Source organism: Rohdeia mirabilis, assembly GCA_007750655.1.
Lineage (GTDB): Bacteria > Planctomycetota > UBA1135 > UBA1135.
The window spans coordinates 1,459,552-1,476,589 of the sequence record CP036290.1 but is presented as its reverse complement, the minus strand read 5'-3'; the positions used below and the strand labels follow the sequence as shown (position 1 = coordinate 1,476,589).

Genomic DNA, 17,038 nt, shown 5'->3' with positions numbered 1-17,038 from the left:
CCCGAATTTACAGACCAATGGTGGCGCTACCCGCAACGAGGACTGGGCACTCGCGAACACCTAGACCCTCAAGCTCAACCTCCACAAGACCCTCCAGATTAGCGCCAGGGGCCGCGACAAATCTACGCACCGTGTCACTCCTCGCCCCACTCCCGGTCGGGAGCAGCGAAACGCCGCGCTGGGACAGTCCAACAACCGACCAGACATCTTCGTGCGGGACACGCACATCTAGCTCAAGCGCCTCGTCCTGGAGGAAGACTTCCACTCCTCGCTCACCTCCGACAATGCGAACCACAGATGCAGCTCCGTCTTGCCGTGCATAGAGGGTGCAAGTACGAGGAAGTTTACCCTCAACATAGAGACAGAAACGGCCATCCTCGTCACATTCGACCGACTGACCAAGACTCCGCTCTCTCAAGATTGATGCGCTGAGCGCCGCGCCGAAGCCTCCATCAGCATCACCCACATCTATCGGAACAACCTCAATAACCGTCACTATTGCACCCCCAGCCAGCCCCCCCCCGACTCCAAACACCTGCCCTTCTGCCAAGACGGTCGCAGCGGGAAGCTCAACGACCGCAATCAGTCCATCATCCAACCCACCAACATAATCCCAGCTCACCCGTAACTGAAGTTGAGGGACGAATACTTCCAACTGCCGCGGAGGCACGGCGAATCCCGCAGGGCCAGAGCATTGCAACTCGACCCTCCCACTCGCATCTGTGCGGACCTTCGCTTCGATCGCCCGTCCTCGAGAGAGAGCGCTGATGGCGCTGGTCTCTCGCAACTCCACCACAGTCTCCTCCAGCATCACCCCGCTTGCCGTACGGATCGCTAGAGTCAAGACGTCCACGGGTCGGCCCGCCACGCTCTTGGCTACGTCAATAGTGAGAACCTCTCCCCATTCACTCGCCGAAGCGCATTCGATCCAACCTCCATGCTCCAACTCTAGGAGCAAGTCCTGTGACGTTGGAACCGCAATCACGGCGGGGGTCAGATCCGCACTGAGCACCCCTGATTGACGTCCTCCCGGAACTGACAGGTTGAAATGTTCCCCCGCGACGCCCGCATCCCCTCGAACCTCAAGAAAGCAGACGTCTGGGACGCCGGCCGGTATCTGTGTAGCGGCCGCGCCACCCTCTAGCAGGCAGGCTTGATAGTCAGGCATCAAACCAACTGCCCGTGCACGCAGCCGCCCAGCGATCACAAGGCGCTTGGGGATGCAAACCGAAAGCATGCTCTCACCCGCCTCGAGCGTCTCCAAGCCCACGGAACTCCAGCCGCCAGCAGCAGCCCGTGCCTCAACCAAGAAGCTGAGGTCGCGCTGCAAAGGCCCCCTCCCTTCTGCGACGTCCAGCTCCCAGCTAGACTGGGGCTCAATGACAATCTGCTGCACAACAACCTCGGCAGGCACTACCGTGAACCCTCCGAGGCGACGCTCGCGATCGAACACCGCGAGAACAGCTGCCTCTGCCGGCACCTCCACCATGAGCAGGCCGTCTACAGACGTTTGACGCGGAGAGCCCCCCGCTGCCGCCCAGAGACGGCCGGGCGTGGCCTTCTCAGCTTCCTCAGTTGGCACGGCGGCATACACCCACTCGACGTCAGTACCGAATGCGCCTCCCACGAGCTCTATACTTACGCTTCGCGCACCCATAGATACCGCTTCTCGAAACCCAGAGTCCGAACTGCCAGCCGAGAGGCCCTCTGGAGCAGGGACTAAACCAGTCATAGCGTCAACACTCGAAGCCTCTTCGGCGAGGCGCCTGCCAGGTGCATCCTGGGAACCGCCCAACCACCAAACCAGACCGACAAGGGCAGCAACAGCACAGACTATAGGAATTGCAACTCGCATGGTGCGTATCAGATTCAACTACCGTTGGGGCGCGAGCAAGACAAACTTGCCCGCGCCCGTGCGACACTCCTGCCCCCTAGTAGTTTTCCAGCACTCGGACCCCTAGTGGCTTCTTCTTGATCAGGCCCGTAGTAAAGTGGAATGGGGCGCCCGTGCCGAAGACTCGGCCAATGTGTGAGATCGCGAAATCTTCGTAGGCACCCAAGTCAAAGCCCCCGTAGATCCGAAACGACGGATCAAGGTAGACGGGCGCCCCCCCGACCGTCCTCGCCTCCATGAGACAGTGATCCGCCCATTCTTGAACGTCTGGCGCTCCACCCTGCGCAGTTGCCGGAGCACCGGTAAGTGTGACGTCAGCCTGAGTATAGACAAAGCCATCGATCCCGATTGAGTGCGACGGAGGCCCGAATGTGGCGTTTGGAACAGCGAGCCACGAGTCGGCGGTTATGACGGGGTACGAAGGATCACTGGGAGGCGTACTCGGAGTGACCGCTCGAAGACTGTAGGTATTCACGAGGATGTTGTCAGACGCAGCATCGTTAACCCCGAACGCCTGAACCATGTAGTTCGCCCAAGCCCCACAAGCGCCGGAACGGGTCGCCCCCGAGTGATAAGTTTCTTTCAAGAGATGTTCAACACTCGCAGCCCCCCCCCCACGTGGACTTCCATCCGGACGCGCCGGGCTGCCAGTAAGTCAAGGGACGAGCGTCTGGACGATTCCAGCCATCAACAGCCTTAGATGTCATGCCTCCAAGTAGAAAGTCCGTCGCGACGCTGGTACCGATAGTAACGGGATCGCTCTGCAGATGGGCAGCGGCACAGACGGTATCGAGGAGCGTTTCATACAGCGCAGCGACCTGAGGCGCATGACGAGTCACGTACATCCGATGCGTCGTCGAGGTTGTCCCAGATGAGGCTGGAAATCCATGCGCGGACGGACTGAGCTCTACGTCCCAATCAATTGTGAATCCGGGAATCTTCAAGACAAAGCCGGCAGGGAAGGGCACTTGGCAAACGAACGAGGGAGTAACGTAGGTTGTTTGCGTGAAGACCCAAGGGATGGTCTGCGGAGCGAATTGCCACGACTGCCCCAAGAAGTTTGCCGTTGGAGTAAACGTGAGGTAGCCAACAAAGAGAAGAGGAGGAGGATTGTGGACCTCGAAGGTAGCGCAGCAAACTGTGCACTGATCTCCTGACGTGTAGTGCATCGGATAGTTGTGATCGAGCGGCACTGCCGGATCGGCCGACGGCGAAGTTACCTGCCCATCAAAGTCACCGTCCAACCACTGCGGCCCAACGTAGACACCAGCATCGTCTTCAGCAATAACGAGCTCGCTCGTGGTGAAGTTGACAGACTTCGGCACGACCGTCAGCTGCACTGCGTGCGCATTTCCAACCACTAGAGCCCCTAGGGCAATACTGGAAGACAGCGCGCGTACGATACCTTGCCGGAGCCAGTGGCATGCGCTCTTGGTAGCGCATTGCAATAGAATTCCGTTCATGTCTTTCGAAGTTGATCTGGTGGATAGAAGCCGCTCGCACGGCAGAGAGTATTGCGACCACACGAGGACGCACAGGCTGGGGAGCGGCTCGTGCGAGCACGGAGGGTCGATTCTGCAACTAACGCGACCTAGCCTGTAGGGTTGGACCCAACTACGATTTTTTCAAGCGAACGCGGCTGCCCCGCCTGAATGCTGACAGAATTTTAGAGGTCACATGCTCGGTAGATGCCAGCGCCGCGTGGCTCGGTCCCGTTCCGTTCGCGGCTGCTGGCCCGAGGCTCTCTCCGGCCTCGATCGTCTGATGTGATCATCCATCGCTCAACTGAGCACCCTGGCTGCTGACTGACGCACGCCGCTCCGCTCGGACCGCCGCGGCTGCAAGTCCTAATCCTACGCGACGCCGCCTGTGCCCGCCCACCGCCTCCTCGGCCTGGCAGCGGCTAGTCCCAGCCAGCCGCCTCCTCGGCCCGCCGCAGGATCGCGCTCGGCCTGACGCCGAGAGCCCGGCACCACTTCAGCATGATCGCGAGAGTCGGGTTGCGGACGCCGCGCTCGACGCCGCTGACGTAGGTCCGGTCGACCTCCGCCTCGAAGCCGAACGCCTTCTGTGAGAGCCCTTGCCGCTGGCGCTCCTCGCGCAGCGCGTCCCCCGCGGCCCATCGCAGCACCCGGAACGGACCAGGGCTGGGCCATCGAGCGGACACCCCGGACCGCGCCAGCAGATGACGCCGTGGGCGTGGGCCGAGGAGCGGCGGCGCGAGGCGGTGGATCAAGGCGCCTGAGCCGGCGCGGCGGACGTGTCAACCCGGCGTGGGGATGGCGTCACCGGACACGTACCGCCAAGCTGCGCGTGCCGCCCTCGAAGATCCCCAGGGAGCCCGTGTCCTCGGAATTGATCTTCTCGTTGACAATGATTCTCCAGAGGTCGGCGGCCGCCGGCTCCAGATGCTCCGGAGGCACAGCGCTACTCGCAGGGGCCTGGCCTGGCTCGACTCCGCCATCTTGAAGTGGCGAACGTGAATGGCCCGATGCGTCGTCCGCGAGGTCGGGAGACTCTCCGGATACTGAGCCAATTGCGTCGCCCTGCGAAGCCGCCCCCGCCGATGCGGCGGGTCGCTCGGAGCCCTCAGGGATCGTCATCGACTGCCTACCTGTTCGGCCTGCGAAGAACGCGATCGCCAGAGCCAGGCCCAGGGCCGCGACAACGAGAACGACGATAGGCACCGGCACCTGCCCCCTACTGCGATGAGCGAGGCCCTCAGCAGACGCCAGACGCTTTACCCAGGCAATTCGAATATTCATCCTTAAAACGGGCAGATTTCCATTCCTTCGGTCTTCTTCGTACGAACAATACAGGCTGAAGAAGCGCAGTTCACCGCCAGGAGGACGCGCAAGCGGCCTTCGAGAATGCCCCCCACGGCGCGACGACTACAACGCCGTGCGACCGCACTCGGCGCTCGGCGGGCTCAGCCCCGAGCAGTACCTCGCAGAGCAGGGCGGGGGCCATGGCCCCCGCCCTGCTCTGCGGCAGCAACCCCACCAGCAACTCGAACCCGCTCCGGCACCTGCTGGAGCAACTGGCTGATCCAAGGAATCCGTGGACCTAAGTCGGGGGCTGCCTCAAGCCCACCGAGGGCGCTGCTTGACTCGGCGAACTTCGATCAAGGCGTGCAGCTTGGGTCGCCTAAAAGCCACAGGCCGACAATATTGCCGCCGATTCTGCTTCAGTAAGGCCTGACGCAACCGTCACTGACACAGGAGTCGCCAGTGAGAGAAGCGGGTCTACTTCAAAGGGGTCAAGAGCAACCCCATCAACTACCAGTGCAAGTCGTACGACTGTCGCACTCTCGCCGCTAGCTCGAGGAACGCCGAACCAGTCGAAGTAATCTGAAGGTGTGTTCGGCTCACCTGAAAGGGCACCCAAGACTCCAAGAGCCCTAGCGTCGAAGGTGATCCGCACTTCCCAACTGCCTCCGACCTGATAACGACCTCCACGAGCGATCTGGGTGACCACGCTCCGGTCGAGGCTTACAAGGATGTGAGGGTAGTCCGCCGGCAGTGGGAAGCCGCCACCTGTGGCACCCTCGGGGATTATGTCAGCCCACTGCTGGAACGCAGCCGGATTGCTTAGATCTACTTGCACAAACGAGTCGCCAGCAAGTGACTTCGATGCTGCGCCAGTGCGATTCAACTGGAGGACTGCTTCTGATGGCAGATGTGTTGGCCAGACTAGGTGGAAGCCCGAGCTGCCTGGTTCGAGGCCATCTTCGATAAACTCTATCAGCTTGACTTGCTCTCCGCGCGCATCCCTTTGGATCTTCGGTAGCACTTGGAGAACGTCTCCATCAGGGACGTCGCTAGATAATGGGAATATTGACGCGGTTGCTGCGGCTGCGCCAATCATAGCAAGGATCAGCCCCCCTGCGATTACGGGTCCGAGTTTAGACTTCATCTCTATTGCTGGAATGAGCTTCAATTGTCGTTGTATTTTTGTTCGTGCGCTAGGGGATTCGTGCCCAGCAAGCTGTGAAGTACACAGCGGCGCTCTGCATGTAGGGTCCGAACGCTTCTTCATAGGTTGCGGCAGCGACCTTCATGTCCGTTCCTGACTTGGATTCAAACGTGCCATCGCCGTTGGCCTTGACTACATGAATTGGCTCGGCGTTCGCAAGGTCGCGTATGGCTGTTGATTGGGCGCAGAAGAGGACGACGACAGCGCAGGGGGGGGCCTCCAGCCATCGGTACCATTCCGTTCCCGGTTGCTGGCGCGAGACTCTCTCCGGCCCCGATCGTCTGCTCTGATCATCCATCGCTCCCTCGATCACCCTGGCTACTGACTGACGCGCGCCACCCCACTCGGACGGTCGCGCTTGCGAGACCTGCACGTTACCAGACCTCGTAATCCTGCGCCGCGGACAGACCTCCCACCCGGCCCGAATCGTCCCACCGACGCTCGAGCGACGTGCTCGTTCTACCACCACCGCTCATCGCCGCTTAGCTCTGCAATATTCCCCACTAGTTCAAGGAATGAATTCGCGAACTTCATTCTCGCCCCTGCTCGCCGCCCCAAGGCCTCGCCAACCTCCGCCCCTTGGCCGCCGTCAAATAAGAAAACGCTTCCCCGATCGGAGCCTTTCAACTCGAGCGTAAGCCCGTTCCCCATCGAGTCAGAAACGATGCAGAGCCACGAGTCTGAAGGACGGCGACCAAACATCGCGTTCATGGCATCCAATGAAAAGACTTCACCTCGCCCGATGCCTCCGAAGTGATCCGGGCAAATCCCAAAATCAAGAGACAAGCCCGGGGAGGGATCAACGCCAAGACGCCCTCGTGAAAAGCCCCCGTTACACCTGGCGAGAAACTGCCGGTACCCTGCAGGCAGCGCGGCCCCAACCTTCCGCTCAAAATCCGCAAGCGCATCCTCGCCACACCCGGCCTCCGTGTAGGTCAGCGCGTCAATCAGCTCATCCAAAGTCATGCCACGCCCTCACGAATAGCAATAGACCCGGGAAAGCTACTTGAGACACTCAACCGAGTCGAGTCACGATCGACACGCGCCTTCATCAGAAGTTCCCACTCACGGGGCCAGGTGTCGGTACCGTTCCGTTCCCGGTTGCTGGCCTGAGGCGCTCTCCGTCCTCGATCGTCTGATCTGATCATCCATCGCTCCCTCGATCACCCCGGCTGCTGACTCCTGCGCGCCGCCCCATTCGGACCGTCGCGGTTGCGAGACGCGGACGGTATCAACTCTCGGGAATCCGCGCTGGGGGCGTAGCTCCCAACCTGCTAGACCCGTCCCACCGACGCTCGAGCGACGTGCTCGATCTACCACGAGCGCAGCCGCGGGGATGGCGTCACCGGACACGTACGCACGGGCTGCCGCGACCAGCTAGGGAATTTCCGCGAGAAACATCCCCTTCATCCCTACAACCAGCAGTCGCCTCGCTCCCATCCACGACACGTCCCAAACACACTCCATAGACAACGCGCAACAAACTCTGCCACCACCGTCGAGAACCACGACCCCATCGCCCACAACAACCGCCACCTTTCCAGATGCAGCCACGACTGAACGACTAACCCCAACTCCATCCCGAACAAACTCCCACAAGATCTCCCCCGATCGAACGCTAACGCCAACGACGAGCTCACCGCGAACGCCGCCCGCGACCACCGCGACCTCCTCACTCAATGCAGAAACTCCCGACAAGAACATTACAGGAACATCGCAAAGAGGCCGCACACCGCCCCCGCGCTCCAAACGAAAAAGCCTCGCTCCTTCCAGCGTCGCAGCCGCAACCAGCGCCCCCCCAAACTCACCACGCCCAACGACTGAAAGCACAGGCGCCGCCGCCCCCGCGCACAACTCAATAGCGGGGCCAATCGCCCCGCCGTCGACATCAACGAGCGAATAGCACCCACCTGTCACTCCGACCAAAATCGCCAGCGACCCCTCTGTCTCAACCACTTCGCCAACTGACTTTAGCGAATCACCCTCAAACAGATCCCAATCTCGACACACACTTTTCCCCTTGAGGCTCCACCGCGCCGCCCGGCCGAAGCCGTTCACCGCAAGCACACCTCCACCATAAGCCCCCCCGACCTTTCCAATGTAGCCGACAACCGCTGTTTCGGCAAGCAACCCCCTCAGTGCGTGACACTCGAGAATGCGCTCCTGGGCAGCCCACACCAAACCGCGCTTGACATCGCAACAGACGGAGTAGTACTCGCCCGCTGCCAGATTTTGCACGCTTATCATCCTAGACATCATCGCCAAGCACTCATGAAAGGAAAGGCCTCAGGGGGTACCGTTCCGTTCGCGGTTGCTGGCCCGAGGCTCTCTCCGGCCCCGATCGTCTGATCTGATAATCCCTCACTCCCTCGATCACCCTGGCTACTGACTGACGCGCGCCAGCCCTCTCGGACCGTCGCGCCTGCGAGACCCGCACGGTACCAGACCTCGGAAACGTCCGCCGCGGACAGACCTCCCACCCGGCTCGACTCGTCCCACCGACGCCCGAGCGCCGCGCCCGACCTACCACGAGCGCCCACATGTCGGTGGCAGCTCCGGCACGCGGCTCATGAAGACGTCGCGCAAGGTCAGTCGCCGCTTCACGAGCCCCGCCTCCATCGCAGGCGTGACGCGCCTTCCGAGCGAAGCGTGCTCGCGCACGAAGTTGTAGTAGACGCGCAGCAGCTCGAGTCTCCTCGCCAGCGTCTCCGGTGTCCGACACAGCGCATTCGTCCTGCGGTTCAGCGCGGCGATCGACCTGCGAATGGTCAGGTTCAAACGCTCGACGAAGGACGTGTTGAAGACACGCGAGCTCAGTGACTTGTGCAGGATCTCTTTCGCTCGCCACGGCGCGCCCTGCACGACGCGGCTGTTCGACCTGACGATCTTGCCGTTCTCGAAGCGCTTGATCACCTCGACGTGCACGCAGGCCGAGCGGAAGATCGCCTTCAGCCCTTTGCCCGTGTACGCGTAGCCGTCGGACACGATCAGCAGCGGGCCCGGTGCGAGATCGAGCCGCGACTGCAGCTCGTTCAGATGCGCCTTCACGTGGCGGAACGCACGCGTTCCCACGCGTAGCCCCAGCCAGAGCCGCGACTCCACCGCGACGCTCGTGTGCACCCAGGTCGGCGTCGCCTGCAGAATCGTCGAGGTGCGCAGCTCGTCGATCTGCACCTCGCGCGTCGGCACATCATGGACCCTGGCCTCGGTGAAGCGCTCGGCGTGTTTGGCGGCGCTCGCGATCCAGCGCGAGATCGTGCTCGGGCTACGCCCCAGCACGCGCCCGACCGCGGCTTGGCTCATACCTTCGGTGGCGAGCGCGATGGCGCGGTCGAAATCCTCCATCGACGCACGCAGGCGCGCGTACACCGTGCCCGTGGTCGCGCGGAACGTCGTGCGGCAGCTCTGGCACTTGAAGCGCTGGCGGACGCGGCGCGTGGTCGTCCGCGGACGCGAGTGGCGGACGACCTGGGAAGGCTCGAGTCGGCGCGTGTGGGACGCGCGACAGGCCGGACAGGCGGGCGTCTTCGAGGCACGGCGGCGCGGGAGGGTGGTGCTCACCGGGGGATGATCCAGGCCGACCTGGTCGATGGCGAGCAGATGGGGCCCATTCGCGCCCCTGGCACCTGGAGGCGTCGATGGCGGGAAGCATCGGCAGCTCTGCAACTTGCGACCGTCCAGCAACCGCCAACGCACGACCCGCTACGCGTTGGACGTGCCGGCAGCTTCATGCCATCGTCAGCACCAGTTCCGGCACCGGCGATCTGGGAGCGGATTTGGGGTGAGAGTGTGGGAGCCGCTGGCTCGGCCACCACAGCGCCCCCTTGCCGGGTTTCCATATGCTCGACGCAGCGGTCGAGCTGGGCGACCTCCGCGCGCCGTCCGGCAATCGGCTCGAAGCCCTGCGCGACGACCTGGGCGGCCTGCACTCGATCAGGATCAACGCCCAGTGGCGCATCGTGTTCCGCTGGACGAGTTCGGGACCCGCCGAGGTCAGCGTCGTCGACTACCCCTGAGTGCCATCCCGCGCGTCCAACGCCGCCCTTCAGCCATGCCGCCCAAGAATCGCATCCCCACCCACCCCGGCGAGATCCTGCTCGAGGAGTTCCTCGAGCCACTCGGCGTGACCCAGGTCGCCTTCGCCGCCCATATCGGCGTGCCGGTCCAGCGCGTCAACGAGATCGTGCGGGCGCGGCGCGGGGTGAGCGCCGAGACCGCGTGGCTGTTCGCGCAGGCGCTCGGGACCACGCCACAGTTCTGGATCAACCTGCAGTCGGCCTACGACCTGGCGAGTGCCAAGCCAGCGCGCAAGGTCGGTAGGCTGCGGAAGACGGGGTGAGGGCGACGATCAAGGCGACCTCTTGCAACCTGGGCACCGGAAGTCCCGGGCAGAAACGGACACGAACAGACATTGACGGGTGCGCTGGACGGGCACGAACGGTCACAAACCGGCACGAACGGGCACGAAGTGCGCCTGCCGGGCCCGATTCCCAAGCTGAATGTCGCGGGTTCGAGTCCCGTCTCCCGCTCCACCTTTGGGAGCCATTTGGGCGGCACGGGGCGGGTAGGTGGCGGCAATTTGCCGTCTGGGGACGTGGCGGAGGGGCGGGGTGTAGCGCTTTTGTAGCTGCGTGGGGCGGGCGGCCGTCGCGGCGCGTGAGCCCCAGGCCGGGGTGAATCCGCCGCCGTCTCGATCAGGTCCAGCGCTCTCCACCCCCAAGAGGGATCCAGTCGGGAGCGGGTTGGTCGGATATCCTGAGCGATAAGACACACTCCGAGCTCGCTCATTACGAAGTCAAACCAAAGTGCGACATCCAATCGTCAATCTCCAAACCCGGCGCCGGTGCCCAGACATCCAACCGGCCAAGAAGATCATTGCCCACTGCAACAGACTCGCACCCTGGCCCCCGACCCTCCACAACGCCGGCCAACAGAGCTTCCCCCCAAAGCGCATCCTCCCCTTGCAGCCACCACACAGGCCACCAAGGAGCACCCGGCGCCCCCTCCACCAGAGCATCGAAGCGCACGCCCAGGGGCCTAACACAGACAACAAATCGATCCCAATCGGCATCACCACCGAGCAATCTAAAGCTGTGGGCAAGGCCACACGCTCGACACCTCAGAAAACCATCCGTGGGCCCATTACAATAACCCACCGCAAGAACCCGATCAAAAGGGGAGTTCACGCGCCTTTGGACCGCACCAGGAGCGCTGCAATGCTCACACATCATTCCGGCACCCGATTAAATGGTACCGTTCCGTTCCCGGTTGCTGGCCCGAGACTCTCTCCGGCCCCGATCGCCTGATCTGCTCATCCATCGCTCCCTCGATCACCCTGGCTACTGACTGACGCGCGCCGTCCCACTCGGACCGTCGCGCCTGCGAGATCTGCACGGTACCAGACCTCGGATGCCTCCGCCGCGGACAGACGTCCCACCCGGCTCGACTCGTCCCACCCGCGCCCAAGCGCATGTGCCCGAGCGGCGTGCCCAAGCGGCGTGCCCGAGCGCCGCGCTCTACGTCGGCAACGCGTAGTTGAGCCACCGGCTACCACTATTTTGCAGCGAAAGAGAGAAGGACTACTCACTGACCCGCAGAACTCGTCGCAGGTATACTCACTGTTTCGCCCTCTCGAAGGGTTACTTGCACCCCAACAAGCCCGAGAGCCTCTAGAATCGCCCCCCCCTTTGAGCTCTACATGCCCTCCAAAGTCGAATGACAATTCGCACACTCCATCATCCCCACTCAACACCTCAATGCGACCGCGGCAAGCTGAACCAGCCCACTCCCCCGACAGAAAGCGCGCAAGAACCGCCCCGCCACCGACACCATCGGCCCCAAGAACGGATTCAAGCCCCAATTGCACACCTTCGATACGCAATCGCGGTCGCCCATTCGCCCTAAAAAGCAACGTCTCTCCATCAGCAATCGCAGATCTTCGCTCAAGACTCGCCACGCACCCACTCCCGGCAATGTAGAACTCCGCCTCACTATCCAATGCCCACAGCCACCCCCCCTCCGGCGGGAGGTTCAGGAGATTTGAGACTCCCACTCTTTGCGTAAGCTCTTCCCCCACGAATGCATATCGAGCACCCACCATCGCCCCCACCCCGACTTCCGAGGCAGCCTCTTCAACGCACACATAACACGCCAAGAACCTCGGCATCGCCAAATGCAAGTCAACACCGTCGGCCAGCAAGTCAAACTCGTGCCACAAGCCGAAGCTATCCACAATTAGGGTATACCGCCCAGGTACGAGATTCGACTCCCGGCCAACCATGTGACCCTCACGGTCATACCTCAGCCAAATCGGTCGCGTTGCCCCCCCAATGAACTTCTCCGGGAGAAGGTGGGACTCACTAAACTCCAATCGCGCCTGGATCCCACCGCTCATGCCTTCCAACCACCTATCCCACATATCGCCGCCCACACTCATGCTCTCCTGCACATCAATGCTTACGTTGAGCTCTAGCTGAGCACCTCCTCCAGGGCGCGCGACAGAGATGTTGGATACTGCTTCACCAACAACACCCTCAATGCCCAACGTCGCGTCACAGCGCTCCAGAGGATAGAAGCCCCTTCCGCCTCCAAAGTCCAGAACAGGAACGATTGAATACTCCCCGGGCGAGAGCCCGACGACCGTAACACTCTCACCGTCTTTCAAGACGAAGCTCTTGACTAGCCCCCGCCTCCGATCGGTCACAGAAAAGGCAACACTTTCACCAACCGCTAGCGGCTCGCCCTCAAGGCCGAGTCGCCACGCAGAGGCCCCTTCGACCTGGACAGCATTCAAGCGCGCCTCGACAAGACCCTCGAAGACTTCGGGAATGTAGCCTCGGACCCACAAGCCGAACGGCGAGGGCTGAGAAGGCAAAACAAAGACTCCCCTTCCAGCACCCCTTACTAGTGGGACAGTCTCAAAGATGTGGGCGCTCATCGGCGGATAAACGGCCCCAGTCGGACTCCCCACCTGCGCGTCTAGAGTCAGAGCCTCATCAGCAGACACCAGCTCCCTGTCGTCTCCAAAAACAATGAGCGCCGCGCCACGCGATTCTGTCACTTCAGCAGAGTGCGGCCCCTCACCTCGGGGAACCATCGCAGGAAGAACTATGAATCGGCGGCCCGTCAATGAGATCCCTGCAACCCAGACATCCTCCAGGGAAGAGTCTACCTTGAACACCAACTCGCGACCGACTAGCTCTCCAGCTAGATCAACAATAGGCGCCGCCAATGGGTGCCCCGCCCAGATAGCCACCTTCACAGACACAGCGCCGCGCCGCCCTGAGTGCAAGATGCTTCCTGGATCTTCCAATTGGATCCGAATAACCCTCCCCTCCCCAACCTGCGGAATCAATGCTTCACGCAGATCCGAAGGAGACTGGTCCCCAACGAGGCCCTCAGGAGGCGGAGCCTCACCAACTTCGAGTGACCCGAAGTCAACTATAGAGCCCCTCCTCTCCTCATGCGAGCCGATCTGGCTTATCGCAAGCATGATAAGAGCCAGAGCGACGACTGCGCCACCGATGTACTGATTCCGGTGCGCCCCCACTTGCTTCTTTACCATGTCGACCCCTCATTCTCCGGTCAGACTCCGAAAAGTCTCAGCAAGCAAGCTATTGCGTAATGTGCAACAAGCACTGCTGGCCGGACTCAAGATGAGGGGCGCCTCGAATCGAGGCGCCCCTCGTAGAATTAGCTAACCTAGTGACACCCTGAATGCAAGACGCAGTGCATGGCTACGCTCGAACCGGCAGGGAGTGTTGCCCCCTGAACGGACCAGGCGGGTGAGGGGGGCGGCAGCTCAGTGAACACAATATCATTGAGGTCGATCAGAGTCTTCATGTCACAAAGGACGACCGGTTCACCTTCGGTGCAGGGATCGCACGTATAGCCGAGCGCTTGGGGGATCGCAATTAGCAATGCTGCTTGCGCTGTGCGCTTCGCCTGAGCTTCACCAGATGTCGATGCGCCGACGGCAACGATGTCGCTTGTCGTAATGACGTTTGCCCAATCCTCCAAGGGGGTCGGGCAGGGCAGGGCGTCGAGAAGACTTACAGACGCCCCGGCTGAACCGGGGCTTCCGAATGCGCAGAATGCGGCAAAAAGACTACCTGTGACTATTGCCTTCATGTTCCTTACTCCCTTCTCTTCCTTGCACTTCATATTGTAAGGTCGCCTTGTCCGCTTGTCGGTTCGGGCGCCCACGGTCGATCTGAGGCACGTGCAAGAAGCTGCCCTTCTGACCGTGGGTTGGTGTACCAGTAGGTCTGTAGTTTCGATTCGACGCCCGTAGTCGCTCGCCTCCCGCGCAGTACCGTCGCACCTCGCGGCGGCGTTGCAGGAGCGCAGCGGCCACCCCGAGGGGTGGCCGCTGAAGGCGGCCCCGAGTTGTTCTGGTGTGGCGGGAGTCACGTCGTTTTCATGTGAGAACTCTAACCCTCTCACCTGACACCAACGATGTCCCACCACGACTCCGACGCTACCACGATCTCCGCTGCTCTGGAACTGCTGACCGCTCACGGCTTCGACGACCTGGCTCGCCCTCTCGAGATGCTCTTGAACGCCGCCATGCGCCTGGAACGCAGCGCCTACCTGGGCGCCGGACCCTTCGAGCGATCGGACGATCGCCGTGGCTATGCCAACGGCTTCAAGCCGAAGACCGTCGCGTCGCGCCTCGGCGAGCTGAACCTGTCGATCCCGAAGACCCGCGACGTGCGGGACGGAGTCGAGCCCTTCTATCCGAAGGCGCTCGAGCGCGGCGAACGCTCCGAGCAGGCGCTGCGGCTCGCTCTGGCCGAGATGTACGTGCAAGGCGTCTCGACGCGCAAGGTGAAGGCGATCACGGAAGAGCTGTGCGGCATGTCGATCAGCTCGTCGCAGGTCTCGCGGCTGGCGGCGGAGCTGGACGACGAGCTCGATGCCTGGCGCCAGCGCCCGCTGGGCGCCGTGCGCTACCTCGTGCTCGATGCGACGTACGTCAAGGTGCGACACGCTGGCAGCGTCATGGACTGCGCGATCCTGGTCGCGGCAGGCGTGCGCGAGGACGGCAAGCGTGCAGTGCTCGGGGTGAGCGTGTCGCTGTCGGAGGCAGAGGTGCACTGGCGCGGCTTCCTCGAGAGCCTGCTGGAGCGCGGGATGCACGGCGTCGAACTGGTGACGACCGACGACCACAAGGGGCTGCGAGCGGCGCTGCGCGCCGTGCTGCCGTCGGTCATGTGGCAGCGCTGCCAGGTCCATCTGCAGCGCAACGCTGCGGCCCATGTCCCGAAGGTGGAGATGCGCGGCCCGGTCGCGAGCCGCTTGCGCTCGATCTTCAACGCGCCGAGTCGCGTGCATGCGGAGCAACTGCTGCGTGAGGCGGCCGCGGAGTACGCCGAGACTGCGCCGAAGCTGGCCGCCTGGATCGAGGAGAACGTCCGCGAAGGACTGAACGTCTTCGGGCTGCCGGAGCACCACCGCCGCCGGCTGCGGAGCTCGAACATGCTCGAGCGACTGAACCGCGAGATCAAGCGGCGCACACGCGTCGCCTCCCTCTTCCCGAACGAGGCCAGCGCGCTGCGCCTCGTCACCGCTGTCCTGGCCGAAGTCTCCGAAGAGTGGGAGACCGGCCGGGTCTATCTCTCCATGGACGCGACCTGATCGACGCTGCACCCGAATTTACAGACCAATGGTGGCGCTACCGACCGTGGGGCGCGATTGTACCCTACGTTCCAGTCCCGGGTGGTGCCGTGGTACCGTTGCTTTCCCGGTTGCTGGCCGGGCCTCTCTCCGGCTCCGATCAGCGAACGCCGTCTTCCAGGAGGAGGTCGACACTGATCCGTGGGTCGCGGCGGCCCTGCTCGAGGTCGACGGGGCGAGTGGACTGGTCCTGTCGGTCGAGCTGGGGCGGGGCTCCGAGTGCGAGCGGTGGCGCTCGAGTACCTGGTCGGGGCGTGGCTCAGGCGGGGCGCGTTTCCGGGCCGGGTGATCATGCGGGGCAGGCGGCCCGGCAGCTGGGCGGGGCGCTTGGGCGCCTCGGGATCGAGGTCGTGGTCAGCGACCGGCTACAGGCGCTGGAGCCTGCCCGAGCGGAGCTCCTGGCGCCGATCTGACGGAGCGTGCCTCGGGGCCGATCGGGCGGGGTGTTGCAACCTGGGCGCCGGAAGTCACGGGCACAAACGGGCACGAACGGCCATCGACGGGTGCGCTGGACGGGCACGAACGGTCACAAACCGGCACGAACGGGCATGAAGTGCGCCCGGCGGGCCCGATTCCCAAGCTGAATGTCGCGGGTTCGAGTCCCGTCTCCCGCTCCACCTTTGGGCCCCATTTGGGCGGCACGGGGCGGGTAGATGGCGGCAGGTGGGCGTTTTGGCAGGTGGCAGAGTGCCAGCGCGTAGCGCATTTGTAGCTGCGTCGGGCCGCGGGCCGACGAACGAAACGCCGAAGGGCTAGCCGCTTCGTAGAGTCGGCCTACTCCTGATCATCGAAGTAGGCCACGCTTCCCCTCTTCCTCTTGGCGGCGCTTCATCCGGTGGTGGGGTTCGTGGTGGGGTACCGATTCGCCGGCATCGCGACTCCCACCAACCCCACCACCGTCGGGCAGCTCGACAAGCATCCACCGCACTACACCGCCAGTGCGTTCCGGGCGGCTCTGCGAGCACCGTCGCTGCGTTTCCGGGGTGCTTAGGCGCCCCACTCGCGACCCCGGTGGGCAAGGACCGGGGTCGCACCTTTCACCTGGTGGTGCGGCCCGGCGTTCGCGACTGGCCGATGTGGACGGTATGGACGGTATGGACGGTGTCGCGTCCACCTCCAGATTCGTGGGGTCTGCTCCTCCTGGTCGCGACGGGCATGGGCCAGCACCGCAGCCATCTCGGGACGGCGGCCCCCTGCTCCCCACGAACCTGACCCCCCTCGGAATCTGACTCCGGTGGGCAACCGTCCATACCGTCCACACCGTCCACACCGTCCACACCGTCCACCCGCTGGGAGGCCGACCGAAGCTCGAGCTACCCCGCCGATCGCCGGAACTCAAGCAGACCGGCTTCCCGGTGCCTCCAGCCGGGGTGGGTGAAGGGAGTGAAGGCATCTCAGGTTCCTCCCATAGAAACTCCCCTTAGAGAGAGGACCCGGGGACCCTTCACTCCCTTCACTCCCTTCACCTCTCGCCGAGCTACGCCACCGCCG

At 63.0% G+C, this 17,038-nt stretch carries 10 protein-coding genes and 1 pseudogene; 3 read left to right on the top strand and 8 right to left on the bottom strand.

The window, feature by feature from the left end; genetic code table 11:
- Nucleotides 1-7: 7 nt before the first annotated feature.
- The 7 genes from Pla163_RS05410 to Pla163_RS05385 all read right to left on the bottom strand — a co-directional run bounded on the left by Pla163_RS05410 (nucleotide 8) and on the right by Pla163_RS05385 (nucleotide 9,430).
- Entirely contained in the window at nucleotides 8-1,627 is a 1,620-nt protein-coding gene (locus Pla163_RS05410) for a hypothetical protein (protein ID WP_145184744.1), read from the bottom strand.
- Between the two features lie 860 nt (nucleotides 1,628-2,487).
- Complete coding sequence (locus tag Pla163_RS18775; RefSeq protein WP_419186346.1) at nucleotides 2,488-3,357, bottom strand: hypothetical protein; 870 nt, start codon at nucleotides 3,355-3,357, stop codon at nucleotides 2,488-2,490.
- Nucleotides 3,358-3,797: 440 nt separating this feature from the next.
- The gene (locus Pla163_RS05405; protein WP_145184741.1) at nucleotides 3,798-4,025 is read right to left on the bottom strand and encodes a helix-turn-helix domain-containing protein; all 228 of its coding nucleotides are present in this window, start codon (nucleotides 4,023-4,025) and stop codon (nucleotides 3,798-3,800) included.
- Between the two features lie 1,016 nt (nucleotides 4,026-5,041).
- Nucleotides 5,042-5,833 carry a hypothetical protein gene (locus tag Pla163_RS05400; protein ID WP_145184738.1) on the bottom strand — a complete coding sequence of 264 codons (792 nt, stop codon included), beginning with the start codon at nucleotides 5,831-5,833 and terminating at the stop codon, nucleotides 5,042-5,044.
- A 495-nt stretch (nucleotides 5,834-6,328) separates the two neighbouring features.
- Nucleotides 6,329-6,835 (bottom strand): SMI1/KNR4 family protein, encoded by a 507-nt coding sequence (locus tag Pla163_RS05395; RefSeq protein WP_145184735.1) that lies wholly within the window; start codon nucleotides 6,833-6,835, stop codon nucleotides 6,329-6,331.
- 411 nt (nucleotides 6,836-7,246) lie between these two features.
- On the bottom strand, nucleotides 7,247-8,116 hold the full coding sequence (locus Pla163_RS05390; RefSeq protein ID WP_145184732.1) for a hypothetical protein: 870 nt from the start codon (nucleotides 8,114-8,116) through the stop codon (nucleotides 7,247-7,249).
- Nucleotides 8,117-8,392: 276 nt separating this feature from the next.
- Nucleotides 8,393-9,430: a helix-turn-helix domain-containing protein gene (locus tag Pla163_RS05385; RefSeq protein WP_145184729.1), complete on the bottom strand. Its 1,038-nt coding sequence runs from the start codon at nucleotides 9,428-9,430 to the stop codon at nucleotides 8,393-8,395.
- A gap of 278 nt (nucleotides 9,431-9,708) precedes the next feature.
- On the opposite strand from Pla163_RS05385, the pseudogene Pla163_RS05380 reads away from it, so the two are divergent.
- Nucleotides 9,709-9,885, top strand: a pseudogene (locus Pla163_RS05380) (type II toxin-antitoxin system RelE/ParE family toxin); the annotation flags it as partial.
- Between the two features lie 35 nt (nucleotides 9,886-9,920).
- Complete coding sequence (locus tag Pla163_RS05375; RefSeq protein WP_145184726.1) at nucleotides 9,921-10,208, top strand: HigA family addiction module antitoxin; 288 nt, start codon at nucleotides 9,921-9,923, stop codon at nucleotides 10,206-10,208.
- 972 nt (nucleotides 10,209-11,180) lie between these two features.
- On the opposite strand, the gene Pla163_RS05370 is transcribed toward Pla163_RS05375, so the two are convergent.
- A complete protein-coding gene (locus tag Pla163_RS05370; RefSeq protein WP_145184724.1) occupies nucleotides 11,181-13,433 on the bottom strand; it encodes a hypothetical protein in 2,253 nt (750 codons plus the stop codon).
- Between the two features lie 893 nt (nucleotides 13,434-14,326).
- Here Pla163_RS05370 and Pla163_RS05365 point away from each other — a divergent pair.
- Nucleotides 14,327-15,508 carry an IS256 family transposase gene (locus tag Pla163_RS05365; RefSeq protein ID WP_145184694.1) on the top strand — a complete coding sequence of 394 codons (1,182 nt, stop codon included), beginning with the start codon at nucleotides 14,327-14,329 and terminating at the stop codon, nucleotides 15,506-15,508.
- Nucleotides 15,509-17,038 lie beyond the last annotated feature (1,530 nt).